The sequence below is a fragment of the Streptomyces sp. NPDC102490 genome, assembly GCF_044765285.1.
Lineage (GTDB): Bacteria > Actinomycetota > Actinomycetes > Streptomycetales > Streptomycetaceae > Streptomyces.
In genome coordinates, this window is record NZ_JBIWJU010000007.1 from 485,990 (window position 1) to 506,160 (window position 20,171).

The 20,171-nt window shown below is 69.3% G+C and carries 15 protein-coding genes; 8 read left to right on the forward strand and 7 right to left on the reverse strand.

Features of this window, described 5'->3' with window-relative positions; translation table 11 throughout:
- Positions 1 to 28: 28 nt before the first annotated feature.
- Positions 29 to 2,374 carry an immune inhibitor A domain-containing protein gene (locus ACIRGB_RS19105; protein WP_403865971.1) on the reverse strand — a complete coding sequence of 782 codons (2,346 nt, stop codon included), beginning with the start codon at positions 2,372 to 2,374 and terminating at the stop codon, positions 29 to 31.
- 437 nt (positions 2,375 to 2,811) lie between these two features.
- Here ACIRGB_RS19105 and ACIRGB_RS19110 point away from each other — a divergent pair, with 437 nt between their 5' ends.
- Entirely contained in the window at positions 2,812 to 3,105 is a 294-nt protein-coding gene (locus tag ACIRGB_RS19110) for a hypothetical protein (protein ID WP_403865974.1), read from the forward strand.
- Positions 3,106 to 3,118: 13 nt separating this feature from the next.
- On the opposite strand, the gene ACIRGB_RS19115 is transcribed toward ACIRGB_RS19110, so the two are convergent.
- Together ACIRGB_RS19115 and ACIRGB_RS19120 are read right to left on the reverse strand one after the other, a co-directional pair.
- Positions 3,119 to 3,760: an RDD family protein gene (locus ACIRGB_RS19115; RefSeq protein ID WP_403865976.1), complete on the reverse strand. Its 642-nt coding sequence runs from the start codon at positions 3,758 to 3,760 to the stop codon at positions 3,119 to 3,121.
- Positions 3,761 to 4,147: 387 nt separating this feature from the next.
- On the reverse strand, positions 4,148 to 5,527 hold the full coding sequence (locus ACIRGB_RS19120) for an RDD family protein (protein WP_403865979.1): 1,380 nt from the start codon (positions 5,525 to 5,527) through the stop codon (positions 4,148 to 4,150).
- Positions 5,528 to 5,773: 246 nt separating this feature from the next.
- Here ACIRGB_RS19120 and ACIRGB_RS19125 point away from each other — a divergent pair, with 246 nt between their 5' ends.
- Complete coding sequence (locus ACIRGB_RS19125) at positions 5,774 to 6,202, forward strand: SsgA family sporulation/cell division regulator (protein ID WP_403865981.1); 429 nt, start codon at positions 5,774 to 5,776, stop codon at positions 6,200 to 6,202.
- 13 nt (positions 6,203 to 6,215) lie between these two features.
- Here the strand turns inward: ACIRGB_RS19125 and ACIRGB_RS19130 are convergent, their stop codons facing one another.
- Positions 6,216 to 7,658 carry an FAD-binding oxidoreductase gene (locus ACIRGB_RS19130; RefSeq protein ID WP_403865984.1) on the reverse strand — a complete coding sequence of 481 codons (1,443 nt, stop codon included), beginning with the start codon at positions 7,656 to 7,658 and terminating at the stop codon, positions 6,216 to 6,218.
- 92 nt (positions 7,659 to 7,750) lie between these two features.
- Here ACIRGB_RS19130 and ACIRGB_RS19135 point away from each other — a divergent pair, with 92 nt between their 5' ends.
- Positions 7,751 to 9,163 (forward strand): tetratricopeptide repeat protein, encoded by a 1,413-nt coding sequence (locus ACIRGB_RS19135; protein WP_403865987.1) that lies wholly within the window; start codon positions 7,751 to 7,753, stop codon positions 9,161 to 9,163.
- A gap of 23 nt (positions 9,164 to 9,186) precedes the next feature.
- Here the strand turns inward: ACIRGB_RS19135 and hppD are convergent, their stop codons facing one another.
- Positions 9,187 to 10,332 (reverse strand): 4-hydroxyphenylpyruvate dioxygenase, encoded by a 1,146-nt coding sequence (gene hppD, locus ACIRGB_RS19140; protein WP_403865990.1) that lies wholly within the window; start codon positions 10,330 to 10,332, stop codon positions 9,187 to 9,189.
- Between the two features lie 126 nt (positions 10,333 to 10,458).
- Here hppD and ACIRGB_RS19145 point away from each other — a divergent pair, with 126 nt between their 5' ends.
- Genes ACIRGB_RS19145 through ACIRGB_RS19165 form a run of 5 tightly spaced genes read left to right on the forward strand, consistent with a single transcriptional unit; the run spans position 10,459 to position 14,725 of the window.
- On the forward strand, positions 10,459 to 10,950 hold the full coding sequence (locus ACIRGB_RS19145) for an Lrp/AsnC family transcriptional regulator (RefSeq protein ID WP_403865993.1): 492 nt from the start codon (positions 10,459 to 10,461) through the stop codon (positions 10,948 to 10,950).
- A gap of 29 nt (positions 10,951 to 10,979) precedes the next feature.
- Positions 10,980 to 11,627, forward strand: a complete 648-nt coding sequence (locus ACIRGB_RS19150) for an ABC transporter permease (protein WP_360999653.1) — start codon at positions 10,980 to 10,982, stop codon at positions 11,625 to 11,627.
- Complete coding sequence (locus ACIRGB_RS19155) at positions 11,620 to 12,891, forward strand: betaine/proline/choline family ABC transporter ATP-binding protein (RefSeq protein WP_403865997.1); 1,272 nt, start codon at positions 11,620 to 11,622, stop codon at positions 12,889 to 12,891. Before ACIRGB_RS19150 ends, ACIRGB_RS19155 begins: the two co-directional genes overlap by 8 nt.
- Positions 12,888 to 13,760: an ABC transporter permease gene (locus ACIRGB_RS19160; protein WP_403866000.1), complete on the forward strand. Its 873-nt coding sequence runs from the start codon at positions 12,888 to 12,890 to the stop codon at positions 13,758 to 13,760. The genes ACIRGB_RS19155 and ACIRGB_RS19160 overlap by 4 nt, the downstream gene beginning before the upstream one ends.
- Positions 13,757 to 14,725, forward strand: a complete 969-nt coding sequence (locus ACIRGB_RS19165; RefSeq protein ID WP_403866003.1) for a glycine betaine ABC transporter substrate-binding protein — start codon at positions 13,757 to 13,759, stop codon at positions 14,723 to 14,725. Before ACIRGB_RS19160 ends, ACIRGB_RS19165 begins: the two co-directional genes overlap by 4 nt.
- 12 nt (positions 14,726 to 14,737) lie before the next feature.
- On the opposite strand, the gene ACIRGB_RS19170 is transcribed toward ACIRGB_RS19165, so the two are convergent.
- Positions 14,738 to 15,517, reverse strand: a complete 780-nt coding sequence (locus tag ACIRGB_RS19170) for a S16 family serine protease (protein WP_403866006.1) — start codon at positions 15,515 to 15,517, stop codon at positions 14,738 to 14,740.
- Positions 15,518 to 16,454: 937 nt separating this feature from the next.
- Positions 16,455 to 20,111, reverse strand: a complete 3,657-nt coding sequence (locus tag ACIRGB_RS19175) for a DUF6531 domain-containing protein (RefSeq protein WP_403866009.1) — start codon at positions 20,109 to 20,111, stop codon at positions 16,455 to 16,457.
- Positions 20,112 to 20,171 lie beyond the last annotated feature (60 nt).

The window sequence follows — 20,171 nt, forward strand, 5'->3', positions numbered from 1 at the left end:
ATCATGCTCTGACCTGGGCAGATGCTAATTACCTGCCCGCGGGGCCAACCTCCAGCTCGATCGTCGAGCCGTTCTTGGCCTCCTTCAGGATCTTGATCTTCGTGTTGGTGTCAGTGATCTTGACACCGCCGGTCGGGTTCGCCGGGTCGTAGTAGTCGTTCTTGCGGTCATTGAAGACCGAGACACCCTTGGAGCCCGGGATGTACTTCGCGACGTCCGCCTTGTGCAGCGTCATGCCGTCCGTGCGGTAGAGGCTGAACGGCGAGTCGTACGCCTGCATGCGGTTGCGCATGAGGGTGCCGTCCTTCCACTTCAGCGCGGTCGGGTGCGAGTCGATCGGCAGGACCAGGCCGGTGCCCGGGTGCTGGCTGGTGTTGTTGTCCGCCTGGGAGGTGTCCCACTTCCAGATCAGCAGGCCGTTCTGGTACGCGTAGTGCTCGACCCAGTTCGGGCGCTCCGAGAAGCCGAAGTTGTACGGGCCGGTCTTCAGCGTCTTGTCGTACGACTCGTACTGCCGGTTCTCGGCGATGTAGTACTGCGCGTACTCCTTGGTGAAGGAGGCGCCCTTGCGGGTGAAGCCGTTCGCCGTCCACGCGGCGTCCTGGGTCTCCGCGTTGTCGGTGAAGAGCGTCGCGCCGTCGGCGGTCACCGCGATCCGGTCGGCGGTGAAGCCCTTCATCGCCAGGCCGCCGTCGGTCTGGTAGCGGAAGCGCAGGTCGATCTTCTTGCCCGCGTAGGCGTCCAGCGGGTAGACCAGCTTGCCGTAGGCGTCGACGGTGCCGCTCAGGGCGGGCTTGTCGCTGCCGTCACGCTGGATCGGCCGGCCGTCGAAGGTGCCGTCGATCGCGGTCCAGTTGGCGCCGCCGTCGGTGGAGACCTCGGTGTAGAGGAAGTCGTAGTCGGCCTCGATGTCGTACCAGCCGTCCAGGGTGAGGGAGGCGGACGACTTGCCGGTGAGGTCGACGCTGCGGCTCAGGGTGTTCTTGAGGTCGTTGCCGCTGCCGCTCCACCACTGGGTCTTGCCCTCGGCGGGGGTCACGATCTCGGTGGTGACCTCCTCCTTCGGCAGTTCGACGACCAGGCCCTGCTTGTGCTTGGTGTTGTACTCGGCCAGGCCCAGCTTGTGCCAGGAGTTGACGCCCGCCTTGGCGGTGTCGTAGTTCAGCCAGCCCAGCTGGAGCTTGTCCCAGGCGTTCATGTCGCCCGGCAGGTCGCCGATCTCGTTGCGGCCGGTGCCCAGCCACGAGCCGGACGACATCAGCGTCCAGAAGCCGGTGGAGTTGTCGCCGCCGGCCGTGTCGTAGTGGTCCGGCAGGCCGAGGTCGTGGCCGTACTCGTGCGCGTAGACGCCGAGTCCGCCGTTCTCCGGCTGGATGGTGTAGTCGCCGACCCAGATGCCGGTGTCGCCGATCTGGGTGCCGCCGAGCTTGTTGTCGGCGGGGCCGGTGGCGCCGGCGTCGGTGCCGAAGGCGTACCAGCGGTGGGCCCAGATCGCGTCCTCGCCCTGCGCGCCGCCGCCGGCGGACTCGTCCTCGCCGGCGTGCACGACCTGGAAGTGGTCGATGTAGCCGTCGGGCTCGTTGAAGTCGCCGTCGCCGTCGAAGTCGTAGCGGTCCCACTGGTCGTACTGGGTCAGCTGGGACTTGATCTGGGCGTCGGTGCGGCCGGCCGCCTTCTGGTCCGCGACCCAGGCGGTGACGCCGTCCTGCACCGCGTACCAGGCGCAGTTGTCGGGGTCGCACTTGTTGGAGCCGTAGCGGGCCTCGTTGTAGGGGACCTTGACCCAGTCGGAGACCTCGCCGTCGACCGAGTAGCGGCCGGAGGACTGCTTCTCGTAGTAGGTCTTGACCGAGTCGACGCCCTTGCCGGAACCGAAGTACAGGTCCTGGAAGTGCTCCTGGTCGTAGTCCTCCTGCCAGGCCGTGGAGTTGTCCGTCTTGCGGTTCGGCTTGGCTATCTGGTTGTGCAGCGGGCCGGGGGTGCCGCCGTAGCGGCTGTCGACCTTGTCGCCGAACTCGACCAGGATGGTGAAGATCTTGTCGGTCTTCTCCCGGCCCAGCTCGACGTACTTGGCGTCGCCCTTCTTGCTCTTCAGCTGGACGACGTTGGAGCCGTCCTTCTTCTTCACCGAGGCCTTGCCGGATATGACCTGGTTCAGGGCTTCCTCACGCTGGGCGGCCTGAGTGTCGCTCAGGGGGCCCTTGAGGTCGTGGGAGCGCGTGGTCTTGTCCGGGCCGGGGTCGTGGCGGTTCACGGCCTCCGGCCGGGACGGCGAGTCCGCCTGCGCCACGCCGGCCGCCGAGAGCGTGGCGGTGGCGGCGGCGAGTGCGACGGTGGTCGCCGCGGTTCTGAACGTCCAGGATCTTCTGGTCACTTGAGTTCCTCCCCCGCGTCCACGCGCGCGGATGGGGGGACCAGGACATGGCAAAGTCCGCGCACACGTGCTCAACGCGTGTAGTCAAGTGACGACATTTGACTAGAGGTTCGGCGGAAAAGACAGACCTTGACTTGAGCAGAACAAGTGCACTATGCGGAGTCGCCGTTCGCTTTGCGGACACCCGATCGTGACCTTCGGCCGGTCCCGCGGGCGCCGGCCCGGGCCCGACGGGCGCGCGGGACCGTCCACTTCCCGGACGTCATGAATCCGTGCGCCCCCCGTGCATCGGCCGTGCCGGTTAGGTCGTGCTTACCGCTGGTTCCACTCGGGCACACAGCGGGTTAGAGTCGCTTGGCGGAACGCCCGGAAGCCGGCGGAATGCCAGGCCCACAGCCCGTCTCACCCCATGATTGTCTTCCGAGGACACGATGGCCATGCCCCGTCCGACTGCCGCCCAGTTCGCCTACGGTTCGTGCACCGTGATCTTCTCGACGCTCGCCATGCTGCTGCTGTCGCAGACGAGTTCGGGTCCCGGAGTCGCCCTCATCGCCGTCGCGGCCCTCGCCCTCGGGCTGCTGGTCGCCATGACGGTCCCCCAGCCCAGGACGCGCGCGGTGACCACCGCGCCGGCCCACCGGTTCAGCGCGGACCGGGAGCCGGTGCGGGTGCCCACGGGGGCCCGGGTCTCCGCGGGCGCGGGCGAGGCCACGCGCGGGCGGGCCGCCTGAGCGTCCGTGCCCGTCAACGGGCGCTGACCACGACCGTCTTGGCCGCCTTGTCGTGCAGGCCCTGCTTGTAGGGCCGGTCGAAGAAGCTCCAGCCGCCCGCGATGATCGTCCACACGCAGGCGCAGCAGAAGGCGAACGGGATCCACAGCACCAGGGCCCGGATCAGCGACGTCTGCACGGAGGGCGTCGCCCCGTTGTCCAGGTTGGCCACCCGCATCCCGAGCCACTTCTTGCCGAGGGTCTGGCCCGTCCTCGTGGTCATGTAGGTGTCGTACGCGATGTAGAGCACGGCGGCGATCAGGGACTGCCCGAAGGACTTGCCGACGGAGACGTCGTCGCCGTCCACCGTGTACTCCTGGACGTTGAAGGCCCAGCTGAGCAGCCAGACCACGATGCCCACGAGGATCATGTCGACGATCCGCGCGAGCGTGCGCCGGCCGCTGTCGGCGAGCGGGGGCATCCCGGCCAGCGGATCGCCGGGGTGGCCCCCACCGCCGTACGGGCCGCCGCCGTAGGGGCCGCCGCCGGGAGGGGGCCCACCGTAGGGACCTCCGCCGCCGGGGGGCGGGGGCGGGTTGTCGTAGGGGTTCTTCCTCAGCGGGTCGTCTTCCGGCGGCTGCTGCCCGCCGGAGCCGGGGGGCGGTTCGCTGCTCATGTCCCGAGTGGACCTCGGGGTCTACAACGGCGCATCCGGCGAGCGGCCGTCCGGAGTAGTGCGGGTGCGTGGGGGCTGGCCGCGCCCCTTGAGGGACGTGCACTGGACGCCCCTGAAAGGGGCGCGGGGAACTGCGCGAGCAACCACAACGCACCCGCACCCGAGGACGAGACCCGCGCTCCCCCGACCCCCCCCGCTCAGCTAGGGGGTGTCGTTTGGATCAGGCCGGCTCCGGGCGACGGTGCCTTGTTCCCGACCCGAGCGGGGTCTGGTGCGTGCAGCTGCAAGGCGGAGGAGGGCGACAGGGCGGAGCCCTGGCAACCGACGACAACGCCGCAGATGTGCGTGCCAGACCCCGCGACCCCGGCAAGATCCAAACGACACCCCCTAGCCCGCGACGAACGTGTTGGCGGCCTTGTCGTGCCAGCACTGGTGCCACGGGCGGTCGAAGAGGCACCACGCGACGCCGACCACGCCGACGGCCAGGAGGCCGGGGACGCTGTAGACCAGCCAGCGACGCAGGGCCGCGCCGAAGGACGGCGGTTCGTGGGCCTCGATGTCCCGCACCTCCAGACCGAGCAGCCTCTTGCCCAGGGTGCGGCCCCACTTGGCGGTGGGCAGCGCCTCGTAGACGACGCCGAAGAGCAGCAGGACGGCGAGCACGATGCCCAGGTACGTGGACGTCGTGCCGTCCAGCAGCCAGACCGTGACGGTCTCGCCGGACAGCTTGGCCTCGTCGATCTTGTCGTTGACGTGGTCGATCGCCTTGGCGCCGAGCGGCACGGCGGCCACGGCGGTGACGCCCGCGAGGACGACCGTGTCGATCAGCCGGGCGGCCAGCCGCTTGCCGAGCCCGGCGGGCCGGGCCGCCGCCTGGCGCCGGGCGGCGGCCTGGAACACGTCCTCGACCGGCGGCTTCCACGGTGCGACGGGCTGCTCGTCGCCGCCCGCCCCGGCCAGCCGGTGCACCTGCTGCGCCCAGGAGGTCTGGCCGCCGCCGGGACCGCCCGCCGCGACCGGCGCGGCGGCGGGCTGCTGCTGCGGCGGCGCTTGGTGCGGCACCGCGGGGGCGGCGGGCGTCGCAGGAGCCTGCACGGCGGCGGCCCGGTCGGCGGCCGCCTTCCCGGCTCCGAACCCGGGCCCGGAGCCGGGAGCGGGAGCGGGGCCGCCCTGCTGCGGGCCCGGGCGCGGGGTGACCGCGCGGAAGGTCATGGTGCCCTCGTCCTCCGCGGCGGCGGGGGCGTTCCGCCGACCCGCCGCCGGGCGGCGGAAGACGAAGGTGTCGCCGGCCTGTTCGTCCTCCGCCCCCGCTTCCGCCTCCGGTGAAGGAGAGGCGGCGGCAGCGGCCTGCTGACCGGCGTCGGCGGGCGGTGCCTCCTGCCGGGCGTGCGGAACCCTCGGGTCCGCGGCCGGCGCCATGCCCGGCCAGGCGACGGGCTGTTCCGGGGCGTCGGCGGGGCCGCCGGACGGGCCGGAGCGGTCGGCGGCCCAGGCGGTGGCGGACTCCGGACGGCTGCCGTGCTGGGACGCGGCGGCGGGCGGGTCCTCGACCGGGTCCTCGTCGAAGAAGTGCGGCCCGGTCTCCTCGACGGAGGGCCGCGCGCCGGGCGGAGGCGCGAGCGGTTCGCCGTCCTTGGGGGCGGGGCGGCTCGTGCCCGCCACCCAGGAGGCGCCGTTCCAGTACCGGACATATCCGGGGATGGACGGGTCCGGGTAATACCCTTCGCGGGGCCGGTCGTCGCCGGGGGCCGGGGTGGGGGCGCTCATGTCCGTCGTCCCGTATCTGCTCGGGGGTTGGTAAGGGGGCCTCAACATCTATCAGACGGGCGCAATCCGCACCGCCGGTCCCGCCGTACCCACCCCTTTCCGGGCAACCTCGTGCCGGGACCTTCACATCCGGGCCGCGTCCTGGTCCGGGGCGGGGAAAACAGTTCCCCGAACCCGCGTAATGCTCCGGCCCCCGGCCGCTCTCCCCGGGCAAGGACCGCACGAGACCCGGGAGAGGAACCCGCCATGCACCCCAACCCCACCGGCCCCACCGTCGTGGAACGCGAGCTGGAGCTGAGGCTCGTCCTGTCGCCCGAGAGCGGCATCCCGGTGCCGGCCAGGCTCGGCTACCACACCGACGATCCCTACGCCGTCCACATCACCTTCCACATCGACTCCGGCCGGCCGGTGCACTGGACGTTCGCCCGCGATCTCCTGGTGGAGGGCGTCTTCCGGCCCTCCGGACACGGGGACGTGCGGGTGTGGCCGTCGAAGGCGGAGGGTCGCAGCGTCGTGCTGATCGCGCTGACCAGCCCGGACGGCGACGCCCTCCTGGAGGCGCCCACGCCCCAGGTGTCGGCCTGGCTGGAGCGGACCCTGCGGACGGTGCCGCCGGGGACCGAGGGCGCCTGGCTCGGGATCGACGACGGGCTGGCCGAGCTGCTCGCCCGGTGAGGAGCGGCGGCGCTCAGAAGAGCTTGCCCGGGTTGAGGATGCCCAGCGGGTCGAAGACCTGTTTCACGGCCCGCTGCATCTCCAGGCCCACCGGGCCGATCTCCCGCGCCAGCCACTCCTTCTTCAGGACGCCCACGCCGTGCTCGCCGGTGATGGTGCCGCCCAGTTCCAGGCCGAGCGCCATGATCTCGTCGAAGGACTCCCGGGCCCGCCGGGACTCGTCGGGGTCCTGGGCGTCGAAGCAGACGGTGGGGTGGGTGTTGCCGTCGCCCGCGTGGGCGCAGACGCCGATGGTGAGGCCGTACCTGGCGGCGATCCGCTCGGTGCCCTCCAGCATGTCGCCGAGCCGGGAGCGGGGCACGCACACGTCGTCGATCATCGTGGTGCCCTTGACGGCATCGAGCGCGGTGAGGGCCAGGCGCCTGGCCTGGAGGAGGAGTTCGGACTCGGCCGCGTCCTCGGCCGGGACCACCTGCGTGGCGCCCGCGGCCTCGCACAGCGCGCCGACGGCGGCGAGGTCGGCGGCCGGGTCGGTGGTGTCGAAGGCGGCGAGCAGCAGCGCCTCGGTGGTCTCCGGCAGACCCATGTGGGCGAGGTCGTTGACCGCCTTGACGGTCGTACGGTCCATCAGTTCGAGGAGGGAGGGGACGTGCCCGCCCTCCATGATCCGGCAGATCGCGTCGCAGGCGGCGGACGCGGAGGCGAACTCGGCGGCCAGCACCAGCTGCTCGGGCGGCCGGGGGCGCAGCCCGAGGACCGCCTTCACGACGATGCCGAGGGACCCCTCGGAGCCGACGAAGAGCCGGGTCAGGTCGTACCCGGCGACGCCCTTGGCGGTGCGGCGGCCGGTGGACATCAGGCGGCCGTCGGCGAGGACGACGTCGAGGCCGAGGACGTACTCGGCGGTCACCCCGTACTTGACGCAGCACAGGCCGCCGGAGGCGGTGCCGATGTTGCCGCCGATGGTGCACATCTCCCAGCTGGAGGGGTCCGGCGGGTAGAAGAGGCCGTGTTCGTGCACCGCGCGGGAGAGCGTGGCGTTGACGACGCCCGGTTCGACGACGGCGACGCGGTCGACCGGGTTGATCTCCAGGATGCGGTCCATCTTCGTCAGGGACAGGACCACGCAGCCGTCGGTGGCGTTGGCCGCGCCGGACAGGCCGGTGCGGGCGCCCTGCGGGACCACCGGGACGCGCAGCTCGCTCGCGGTGCGCATGACGTGCTGGACCTCCTCGACGGTGCGCGGCAGGACGACCGCGGCGGGGGCGCCGGCCGGGCAGAAGCTCGCCATGTCGTGGGCGTAGGAGGCCGTGACGTCGGGGTCGGTGAGGACGGCTGCGGCGGGAAGACCGGCGAGCAGGCGGTCGACGAGGGTGCTCCGGTCGCCGGGGGCGCGGTGGACCGTCGCGGCCGCGCCGTCTTCGTCGCGGGGCGCTTCGATACGGCTCATGATCACAGCGTCGCACCCGGGGCCATCGGTGTGAACCCCGTGGCCGGCATCCCCCACCCTGCCCGGTGTGATCGTCGTATGGGCGCACAGTGAGCGCCATGGACGCCATGCAGAGGGAGACCGGACCCGGCCGGCGGTCGCGCCGCGGGCGCCGGGTGCTGATCGCCTCCGTCGCCGGGGCCGCCGTGCTCGGCGGGGTCCTCGTGCTGCTCCCCGGGCAGGGCGGCGACGCTCCCCCGCCCGCGCCGGGGCCGGCGGCGCTGGCGCGCGGTGCGGTCACCACGGGTGCGCCGGCCGCGCTCGGGGACCTGGCGGCGCTGATCGGCGACCGGGAGACCCACCTGCGGGCGCATCCGCTGGACGGCGCGTCGTGGGCGGTGCTCGGCGCGGCCTACGTCGAGCAGGGCCGCCGTACAGCGGACGGCGCGAACTGGCCGAAGGCCGAGAAGGCGCTGCGCACCTCGCTGAGGACGGGCCCCGAGCGCAACCCGCAGGCCCTGGAGGGGCTCGCCGCGCTGGCGGTGGCGCGCCGGGACTTCCCGGCGGCGAAGAAGTGGGGCGAGAGCGCGGTGCAGGCGGCGCCGAAGCGGTGGACGGCCCACGCGGTGCTGATCGGCGCGTACAGCGGGCTCGGCGACGACAAGGGCGTGGGCCGGGCCCTGGACAAGGTGATGGAGCTGCGCCCGGGCGCTCCGGCCGTGGGTGCGCTGGCCGCGGCCGTCTACCGGGACCGGGGCTGGCGGGAGGACGCGGCGGCCCGGATCTCGGACGCGGCGGCGGCCGCCGAGGCACCGGCGGAGCGGGCGGCGTACCTGGAGCAGGCCGGGCGGCTGGCGTTCGAGCGCGGGGACCGGGAAGAGGCGCTGCGGTTCTTCCAGGAGGCGCTGCGCACCGACCCCGACCAGCGGGCCGCGCAGGCCGGGCAGGGCCGGGTGCTGGCGGCGCTGGGCCGGACGACGGAGGCGCTGTCCGCGTACCAGGCGGCGCTGGCCAAGCGGCCGAGCACCGAGTACGCGCTGGAGCTGGGCGAGCTGTACGAGTCGCTGGGCCTCGGGCAGGCGGCGCGGGTGGAGTACGACCTGCTGCGGGAGCGGGCCCGGGACGCGGAGGCGGCCGGGGCCGACGAGCAGCTGGTGCTGGGGCGGCTCGACGCCGACCACGGCGATCCGGCGGCGGCGGTGGAGCGGCTGCGGACCGAGTGGGGACGGCAGCCGGGGACCGCGGTCGCCGACGCGCTGGGCTGGGCGCTGCACCGCACCGGTGCGGACGAGGAGGCGCTGGAGTTCGCGACGATCGCGACCGACGGCGACAAGGGCGGCGGGGTGCGCAGCGCGCTGTACGTGTTCCACCGGGGCGCGATCGAGCACGGGCTGGGGCGGTCCGGGCCCGCGCGGCGGCATCTGCGGGAGGCGCTGACCATCAACCCGTACTTCTCGCCGCTGCTGGTGCCGGAGGCCAAGCGGGCGCTGGCGGAGCTGGGCGAGCCCCCGGTGGAGGGCCCGCCCGACTGACATCTGCTGTTGTGGAGCCGGTGTCAGAGGTTGCCGCGCTTCTCCTGCTCGCGCTCGATCGCCTCGAACAGGGCCTTGAAGTTGCCCTTGCCGAAGCCCATGGAGCCGTGGCGTTCGATCATCTCGAAGAAGACGGTCGGCCGGTCCTGGACCGGCTTGGTGAAGATCTGGAGCAGGTAGCCGTCCTCGTCGCGGTCGACGAGGATCTTCAGCTCGCGCAGGATGTCGACGGGCACCCGGGTCTCGCCGGCCCACTCGCCGAGCGTGTCGTAGTACGAGTCCGGGGTGTCCAGGAACTCGACGCCGGCCGCCTTCATCGCGCGGACGGTGGCCACGATGTCGTTGGTGTTCAGCGCGATGTGCTGGACGCCGGCGCCGCCGTAGAACTCCAGGTACTCGTCGATCTGGGACTTCTTCTTGGCGACCGCGGGCTCGTTGATCGGGAACTTGACCTTGAGGGTGCCGTCGGCCACGACCTTCGACATCAGCGCGCTGTACTCGGTGGCGATGTCGTCGCCCACGAACTCCTTCATGTTCGTGAAGCCCATGACCTTGTTGTAGAAGCCGACCCACTCGTTCATGCGGCCGAGTTCGACGTTGCCGACGCAGTGGTCCACGGCCTGGAAGACGCGCCGCTCGGGCGGGGCGACCATCGGCTTGGCGGGGACGTAGCCGGGCAGGTACGGCCCGTCGTAGCCGGTGCGCTCGACGAGGGTGTGCCGGGTCTCGCCGTAGGTGGCGATGGCGGCGAGGACGACGGTGCCGTGCTCGTCCTTGACCTCGTGCGGCTCGGCGAGCGAGCGGGCGCCGTGCTCGACGGCGTAGGCGTGGGCGGCCCGGGCGTCCGGGACCTCGATGGCGAGGTCGACGACGCCGTCGCCGTGCTCGGCCACGTGCTGGGCGAGGAAGCGGCCCCAGTCGGTCGCGGGCTTGATCACCGAGGTGAACACGAAGCGGGCGGAGCCGCTCTCCAGGACGTAGCTCGCGGTCTCCCGGCTGCCGTTCTCCGGTCCGGAGTAGGCGACCAGCTTCATGCCGAAGGCGGTGGAGTAGTAGTGCGCGGCCTGCTTGGCGTTGCCCACGGCGAAGACGACCGCGTCCATTCCCTTGACCGGGAAGGGGTCGGCCTGCCGGGCGGTGTCGGGAGTGTGGTGTGTGGTCTGCGTCATAGCCGCAGGTTCTCCCCTGTCCGCAAGGTGCGCAATAGTTTGCGTTTTCAGTGGGCAACCTGACCAGTGATACGCCGGTCGGGGCAGGCGATCTGTACAGGATGACCAGCCGGGAGGGTGAGGGGTATGGCGGGTACGGGGATCGACCGGCTGGACGGCCGGATCATCTCGCTGCTGGCGCGGGAACCGCGGATCGGGGTGCTGGAGATGTCCCGGCGGCTCGGGGTGGCGCGCGGCACCGCGCAGGCGCGGCTCGACCGGCTTCAGTCGAACGGAGTCATCCGCGGATTCGGTCCCGAGGTGGACCCGGCGGCCCTCGGCTACCCGGTCACCGCGTTCGCCACGCTGGAGATCCGGCAGGGCCAAGGAGCCGACGTACGGGCGCACTTGGCGCATGTGCCGGAGGTCCTGGAGCTGCACACCACGACCGGCACCGGGGACATGCTGTGCCGCCTCGTGGCCCGCTCGAACGCCGACCTCCAGCGGGTGATCGACCGGGTTGTCGGTTTTGATGGCATCGTCCGGGCCGCCACGGCGATCGTGATGGAGAACCCCGTTCCGCTGCGGATCATCCCGCTGGTGGAGCAGGCGGCCGGGGACAGCGACGGACAGGACTGAGCTGGACCCGATCCCGGAGGTGAGCGGACGTGAACTTCTGGGACTTCCTGGGCAGCCGCCACCAGCAGTTGCTCGCCGACGCCTACCAGCACGCCAGCGCGGTCTTCCAGTGCATGGTGGTGGCGACCCTGCTCGGGGTGCTGATCGGCGTCCTCACCTACCGCAGCGACTGGGCGGGGAACGTCGCAACCCTGTCCACGTCGGCCATCCTCACCATCCCGTCGCTGGCCATGATCGGTCTGCTCATCCCGATCGTGGGCCTCGGCGTGCCGCCGACGGTGACCGCGCTGACCCTGTACGGGCTGCTGCCGATCGTGCGGAACTCGATCGTGGGCCTGCGCGGGGTCGACCCGGCGCTGGTGGACGCCGCCACGGGCATCGGGATGTCGCGTCCGGCGCGGCTGCTGCGGGTGGAGCTGCCGCTGGCCTGGCCGCCGATCCTGACCGGCATCCGGGTCTCCACGCAGATGCTGATGGGCATCGCGGCGATCGCCGCCTACGCCTCCGGGCCGGGCCTCGGCAACGAGATCTTCCGCGGGATCGCCTCGCTGGGCAGCAAGAACGCGCTCAACCAGGTCCTCGCGGGCACGCTCGGGATCATCGTCCTGGCCCTGCTGTTCGACGCGGCGTACGTGCTGCTGGGACGGCTGACCATTCCGAGGGGGATCCGTGTCTGAGACAGCGGAGTCCAGGGCCGGGAACGGCCACGAGGGCACCACCGGCGCGACCATCGAGCTGGAGTCCCTCACCAAGCTCTACCCGGGCAATCCGCAGCCCGCCGTCGAGAACGTGTCGATGGAGATCAAGGCCGGGGAGACGGTCATCTTCGTCGGCCCCTCGGGCTGCGGGAAGTCCACCACCCTGAAGATGATCAACCGGCTGATCGAGCCCAGCGGCGGCCGCATCCGCATCAACGGCGAGGACGTCACCGACATCGACCCGGTGAAGCTGCGCCGCAAGGTCGGCTACGCGATCCAGTCCTCCGGTCTCTTCCCGCACATGACCGTCGCCCAGAACATCGCGCTGGTGCCGAAGATGATCGGCTGGTCCAAGTCCCGCATCCGCTCCCGGGTGGAGGAGATGCTGGACCTGGTCGGCCTGGACGCCGGGGAGTTCCACGGCCGCTATCCGCGCCAGCTCTCCGGCGGCCAGCAGCAGCGGGTGGGCGTGGCGCGGGCGCTGGCGGCCGATCCGCCGGTGCTGCTGATGGACGAGCCGTTCGGCGCGGTGGACCCGATCACCCGGGACCACCTCCAGGACGAGCTGATCCGTCTCCAGCACGAACTGCACAAGACGATCGTGTTCGTCACCCACGACTTCGACGAGGCGATCAAGCTGGGCGACCGGATCGCCGTGCTGCGCGAGCGCTCCCACATCGCGCAGTTCGACACCCCGGAGGCGATCCTCACCAACCCGGCGGACGACTTCGTCTCCGGCTTCGTCGGCGCGGGCGCGGCCCTCAAGCGCCTGAACCTGACCCGGGTGCGGGACGTGGGCATCACCGACTACCCGACGGTGACCGTGGAGGACCCGCTCCAGCACATCTTCGACCGGCTGCGGGAGTCGGGCACCAACGAGATCCTGCTCCTGGACCGGCGCGGACGCCCCTACAAGTGGCTGCGGCGCGGGGACCTGATGCGGGCCAGGGGCTCGCTGGCGCGGGCCGGAACCCTGGTCCACGACACGGTGACCCGGGACGCGACGCTGCGGGACGCGCTGGAGGCGGTGCTCACCGACAACGCGGGGCGGGTCGCGGTCACCGGGCGGCACGGCGCGTACGAGGGCGTCGTCGACATGGAGACGCTGATGAACTCCGTGCACGAGCTGCTGGAGGCCGACCGGCTGGACGCGCTGGAGCACCAGCACGACCTGGAGGAGACCCGGGCCGCGCAGACGCACACCGAGCAGGAGGGCTTCGGCGAGGTCGGAGGCCGCGCGTGAGCGGCTCCTCGCGTCCCTCCCCCGGCCGCCGCCCCGTCGGCGAGCACGAGGTCAAGGGGCTCGCCTTCCGGGACGAGGGCGGGGACGAGGATGCGGGCGCGGCTCCCACGCCGTCCCCGGTGGCGGCGGGACGCCGGGTCGGCTGGCGCAAGCTGACCTTCCTGCCCCTCGTCCTGATCGCCGTACTGCTGGCGACCTGGCTGTGGTTCCGGCAGGCGGACCTGGACGCGCTCAGCCGGAACGCGCTGGGCAACGGCCAGGTCACCAAGGCGCTGTGGCAGCACGTCCAGCTGACGGTGATCTCCACCTTCTTCGTGCTGATCATCGCGATCCCGCTGGGCATCCTGCTCACCCGCACGGCGTTCCGGAAGGCCACCCCGTTCGCGATGGCGTTCGCCAACATGGGCCAGGCGACCCCGGCGATCGGTCTGCTGGCGCTGCTGGTGATCTGGCTGGGCATCGGCCGCAGGGCCGCCCTCATCGGCATCATCATCTACGCCGTCCTGCCCGTGCTCTCCAACACCATCGCCGGTCTGAAGGCGAACGACCCGACCCTCCTGGAGGCGGCCCGCGGCATCGGGATGTCCCCGCTGGGTGTGCTCACCCGGGTGGAGCTCCCCCTGGCCGTCCCGCTCATCCTGGCCGGGGTGCGCACGGCGCTGGTCCTGAACGTCGGTACGGCGACGCTGGCGACCTTCGGCGGCGGCGGTGGCCTGGGCGTGCTGATCACCACCGGCATCACCAGCCAGCGGATGCCGGTGCTGGTCCTGGGCTCGGTCCTCACCGTCGCCCTGGCGCTGCTGGTGGACTGGCTGGCCTCGCTGGCGGAACTGCTGCTGCGTCCGCGGGGCCTGGAGGTGGGCACATGAGACGGCGTACCTGCTGGGCGCTGGCCGCCGTACTCCTGTCCGCCTCCGCCGGGTGCGGTCTGACCAGCGGCTCCCCGATGGTCGACGACGTGGAGCCGGGCACCATCGGCAAGGGAAAGCCGCTGGAGGGGGCCGATCTGACGGTCACCTCGAAGGAGTTCACCGAGCAGCTGGTGCTCGGCGCGATCATGGGCATCGCCTTCGAGGCGGCCGGCGCGGAGGTACTCGACCGCACCGGCATCCAGGGCTCGGTCGGCACCCGCGCGGCGGTCGAGAACGGCGACGCCGACGCCACGTACGAGTACACGGGTACCGCGTGGATCACCTACCTGGGCAACAGCAAGCCGATCCCCGACCCGCGCCGGCAGTGGGAGGCGGTGCGGGAGGCCGACGCCAAGAAGGGCCTGACCTGGCTGGAGCCGGCCCGCCTGAACAACACGTACGCGCTGGCGATGAACCAGGCCAACTACAAGAAGTACAAGACCAAGACCCTCTCGGAGGTCACCGCCCTGTCGAAGTCGGACCCGGGCGCGGTGACGCTGTGCGTGGAGGGCGAGTTCGCCAACCGCGCGGACGGCCTGCCGGGCCTGGAGAAGGCGTACGGCATGTCGCTGCCGGCCGCGAACATCACGCAGATGGACACCGGCATCATCTACACCCAGACCGCGAAGGGCGCCTGCACGTACGGCGAGGTGTACACCACCGACGGGCGGATCAAGTCCATGAACCTGGTGGTGATGGAGGACGACAAGAAGTTCTTCCCCAACTACAACGCGGCGCCCATGGTCCGCACCGCGACCCTGAAGAAGTGGCCGGCGATCGCGTCCGTCCTGGACCCGGTCACGAGGGCGCTGACCAACGACGTGGCACAGACCCTGAACGCGAAGGTCGACGTGGACGGCGAGGACCCGCACCAGGTGGCGCTGGACTGGATGAAGGAGAAGGGCTTCGTGACGGAGGGGTAGGGTCCGGTCCGCTCAGCAGGCGGGGACGCCGCCCTTCCCGCTCTCCAGCGCCTTGAGGGAGTCGACCGCGCCCTTGAGCGTCGTCACCGGGATCAGCCGGAGCCCCTTCGGCAGCTCGGCCTGCGCGTCCGAGCACTCCGCCTTCGGTACGAGGAACACGGTGGCCCCGTCCCGCCGGGCGGCCTGCGTCTTGAGCGGCACCCCGCCCACAGCACCGACCTCGCCGCCGTCGGTGATGGTCCCCGTCCCGGCGACGACCTTGCCGCCGGTGAGGTCACCGGCGCCGAGCTTGTCGACGATGCCGAGCGAGAAGAGCAGCCCGGCGCTGGGCCCGCCGACGTCCTCCAGCCGCAGCTCGACGTCGACGTCGTCCTTGTCCAGCCGGAGGTAGCGGAGCGCGGCCGTGGTGGCGGAGACCTGCGACTCCTTCATCTGCTCCTGGTTGTACTGCTCGATCTCGCTCACGTCGTCGCCGCTCGGGTACACGGCGTCCCGCGGCATCACGGCCCGGTCGGTGTCGAACCAGCTGCCGAGCACGTCCCCGAGGTGGACGCTCGCGTCCGGCCCGGTCGCCTCGATCGTCGTCATCCGCAGCTGCCCGCTGGTCTCGTGCGTCGGCGCACCGCTGATCCTGATCACCTCGGCCCCCCGGTTCTCGCCCAGCACATCGGCCGTCAGCCCCGGCTGCGCCACGGAAAACGGCAACGGCGCGAACACGGCGGTCGCAAGCAGCGCCACCACGGGCAGACCACAGACGGCGAGGAACTGAGAACGCGTGAGACGAGAGAGCACGGGGTCAATCTAACGGGCTGCTGCGACTCCGGCTGCGGACGGTCGCGCATCCCCCACCGCTACGCGAGGTCTTGGTCACACAGCGCACAGACGAGCACTCCGTCCCTGATCACGTTCCAGTTGTCGCAGTATTGACATTTTCTGAAATCAATCGGATGCGTGTAACACTCTCCGTGAATAATCCCGGCACTGTCGAGTGCTCGAGCCACAGCACTCCACGAGCTCACATCTGGGCAATAGCCATTAGATTGATTACTGATGTAGCACGCTTCCCATGGGGGCCTGCCGCCGCTGGATCTAAATCCGATCTCTCCGGCAGCAAGAACCGGGGAGCCACCCGAACACTCGACATGCTCCGACCTTCTAGGAGCGAGGAGCAGGAAGCCAGACGCATTCACGACATAAGTGAATGGTTCATTCAGTTCGGATGCATGCCGCTGGGCAAGAAAACTATTCAGGTCGTGCAGGCTTTCAACCCTGAACCCTTCCTCTCCCGTCACACGCTCCATTATTTCGGGCGGACCAACGTACTCGTATCGCGGCGCTTCCATATCACTTCGCACGAATCATTGGAACTCTCGAAGCGAGACAACTGGCACTTCCGATCGAGAGAAATCGACCGCCACATGGGCCAGCGCTCGCGGCGTCCCCGGACCCCAGGCGTTCCAGCCCGGACTGAAGAAGTGGTCAGTCAAGACGGGTCCACTTGAAGTTTCACGTACGCTGCCCACCAGGAACGCATCAAGGCGACGAAGGAACTCGGCCACAGCAGACCCCTCGCTCACCTCCCCAGTGGACCAACACCCCAACCACGTCACCTCTCGATTTCGCTCACGGCTCCGAAGGCACACCCACTCTTCCCCACCCCCTTCCGTCCTCTCGATCACATCGGCGACCAAACCTGCCGCGCTGGGCATCAATACAGAAATCACATGAATCACGTCCGAATCGCGAATTCGATCAGCATTTCAGGGTCCATCTCTCCAGCGCCAATCCTTCTCACAATTTCCGCGGTGCGGTGATGTCCTCCGGTTATATGAATCTGGGATCCCGGGAAGCGCGGTGAGTCACCAGGGCCCCAATCCCTGAATCCGCTGATGGGATCATTCCCTTGCGGCCCACCGAACCTTGTCAAATCTTCGTTGGGAAGATTCCTCACACCACCGTGTCCTGCTACCTCACCTCCGTACATCTGAGCCTCTGTCAGCGGGTGGCTTGCGATTCTGTTTTCGACCAGCTCGCCAGCTCGCACATAGAATCTATCGTAACGAGAGTGAATGGGCAGATCAGCCAAGGATTCGTTAGGGTACGGAGAAAGCCCTAGCGGGTCCGCGGATGTAAGCGGATTTGCTACGTATCCTCGCACATTTGGTGCGGGCTCCAGCCCCAGCGGGTCACCGGTGACGTACCGGGCCGTTTCCGGATCGTAATGACGGAAGTAGTTGTAGTGCAGGCCCGACTCGGGATCAAAGTACTGACCGGGGAAGCGGAGCGGAGTGTAGGCGGTCGCGCCGACCGCCCATGCTGTCACCCCCCACACGCTGCTTCGAGCGCGCCAGGAGACCCGGCCTTCCTCGTCGAGAAGCTCGGTGGGGGTGCCAACCAGGTCGGTGACGACCGCGAAGAAGCGGGAGTCAATCTCTTCCTGGGGCGCATTGGCCACGGTGATGCTCTCGCTCTGCGCCACGAGACGTTGGTCTTTATAGTCCCAGGTGAGGGTGATCGCGGTGTGGGAATCGGCGGACGTAGTCGTCTGTTCGCAAAGGACCGAGCCACCCCAAACGAAATCAATGCGCTCGATCACACCACCGTCATCCGCCAGACGGAGCTTCGCCGTGCGGCGCCCCAACGGGTCGTACTCGTAGCCCCAGCGCGCGCCGTCCGGCGTTGTCACCATCGTAAGACGGTCCTCGGCGTCCCACTCATAGCGCCAGGTGTCGGGTTTGTGGGACAGGCGCGTTCTCTGGCGGAGGGTTACTCGCCCGAGAGAGTCGTACTCGTACCGGACCCGACCGGCGCGAGCAACACGAGTACCAACGTACGAACGAGGGCCCAGCGCGTCCTCACCGGAATGAGCTGCGGGCCACTCGGCCAGTTTCTGGTTGCCCACCTCATCGTATGCATAGCGTTCGGTCCAACCCGTTGCGCGCACCGCCGTTACCCGGCCTACTTCGTCCAGATCGAAGCGTCGATGTCCCGCGGCCTGATCGTCTATGCACACGACATGACCATCTGCTCGATATCCGAACGAGCGCGACTGGACAGACCCACTTCGTGCGGATATGAGCTGCCGACTCGCCAGCCGTCCCACAGGGTCGTAGGCAGATTCCATGACGAGGTCACCCGAGATGCGGCGGGTCAGCTCGAGGCCGTTCTGATCGTGGGAGAATTCAACTGTTCGACCTGCGACGACCATGGAAGAGACCCGGCCGTCCTCACCGTGACTCCAGGAGGTGTGGGCGCCGCTGGGTGTTGTACGGGAGATTCGACGGCCCATGAGATCGTACTGGTGCGAGAGGGAGCGGCCGTTGAGCGCCTCTTCGAGCACCCGGCCGGCGCTGTCACGGCGGAGGGTGAGGATCATGCCTGGTGAGGCGGCATGCACCAGGCGATTTGCCCGGTCGTAGGCGAAGGTCGTACACCGGTCCGCAGTACGTTTGCGCGTGATTCGCCCGAGCGCGTTTCTCTCGAAAAGCGTTGTCTGGCCGAGCGCGTTCTCACGGACAGTGACACGCCCCGCGGCATCATACTTATATCCGACGGTCAGGCCGTCGAAGTCCGTCTCGGAGATGACGTTGCCTGCCGCGTCGTAGTGGTAAGTCCAGGTCAGACCTCGCGGGCCGGTTACCCTCGTGAGTCGCAACCCGGAATCATGGTCGAACTCGTAACGAGAACCGTCCGGTCCGGTACGGGCTGCCAAGAGGTCGAAGTGCGTGAACTCGAAACTCGTGGTCCCCCCGGTGGGATCCACGTGACGGATGCAGTTTCCTTCACCGTCGTAAGACCAAGACTCGGTGGTTCCGTTCGCGTCGGTTCTGCGCAGCAGCTTCCCCTCGACCGACCACACGAGCTGGGTCTCCGCACCGTCGGGCCCGGTGATCGTGGTCGGTAGGCCGAAGGAGTCGCGCTCGTATCGGGTGACACCACCCGAGGGCGCGGTGATGACGACGGGGAGGCCCGCCCGGTCGGTTTCGATCGCAGTCGTGTCGCCCACCGCATCGGTGACGGACGTCAAGCAGCCCGTGTCGTCGTAGCGATAGCGAGCTGTACCACCTGCGGGATACGTGACAGAAAGCTGGTTCCCGCGCTCGTCATAAGTCCAACCGTGGACCTCGCCGTCGTACCCGACGAGCCTCTCGGGCAATCCGAGGTGATTGTACTCGACCCAAGTTTCACACCCGTCGGACCGAGTCGCCGTGAGTACCTGCCCCAGGGTGTTGACCTCGAATTCCGTGCGATGACCGAGTTCATCCGTCCGGGCCACAATGTGGTGGTGGGCGTCGTATTCAGTTTGGACCAGTCCACCCAGGGGGTCGATTTCGGCAATGACCTGCCTGTTGCCATTGACCACGAAACGCGATATCGAATGCTCGGCAGTGGTCAGTGTGGTAATCCGGCAGTCCGGCCATGCGGGGTCGGCGACGTCGTATTCGAGACTGATCGCAATGTGCCCGGCTTGGCCTCCCTCTCGCACACAGCGATCCTTGTGATCGTAGCTGTAGTGGTAACTGCGGTTGTTGGTGTCGGTCCACGCCGTTATACGCAGACGCTCATCATAGGTAAAGCGCAGCGGGAGCCCGGATGAGCCGATGGTCTCGGTCAGATTCCCGTCGGTGTAGCCATAGCGCTTGATGACGATGTCCGCACCGCCTTCAGCCCCACCGGCCAGGCTGAGAGCCGTGACTCTTCCTTCGTCCGTGGTGAGTTTGAGGTGGTAGCCGCCGGAGTGGCGAATCGAGAGCGGAGTGCCGTACTCGTCGTAGTCGAAGCTGATCGAGTGTCGGTTGCGATCGGTTATGCGATCCATTAGAGCTACACCGTCGGCGTTGGGGTGAGCGAAGTAGCGCGTGTGGCCGCTGAGCGGGTCTTCGATGCGGTAGCCACCGGCCTCCAGGCGGCTGAGTGGCCGACGGGGCCCGGCCTGGGGCATCACCGAGACGTCCGGGCTCCCCGGATGGGGGTAGATCAGGACGAGACCGTCCTCCGTGACGAAGGCGATGCCCGCGTCATCGACTTCGAGACGCTGGTCGATGGTGGACGCCCAGGTCGGTCCGAACCACCAGCCACAGCGGTAGTCGGAGGCGACCCGGCGCGTGAACGACAGGGGCAGCAGTGCCGGCAACATGACGTCCGTCTGCGGCAGGTACATGGCCCCAGTGGCCATGTCGACGGGGTCGCTGCCCTTGGAACGAACGACGGACTTGACGCGGTTGTACGCCCCTTTTGCACCGTCGGCGACCATGCTGCGGGCGTTTTTGCCCAGGCCACGCAACGCCAGCCCCATGCCTTTGAGGCCGCCCTTGATCCCCTTCACGGCCGCCATGCCACCCTTGAGTCCTTTGGCGAGTCCGCCGAGGGTGGTGAGGCCCTTCATGCCGGGTATGCAGTCCAGCGCGGCCAGTCCCACGTCCCACAGGGATGCTTGGCCCTTGCT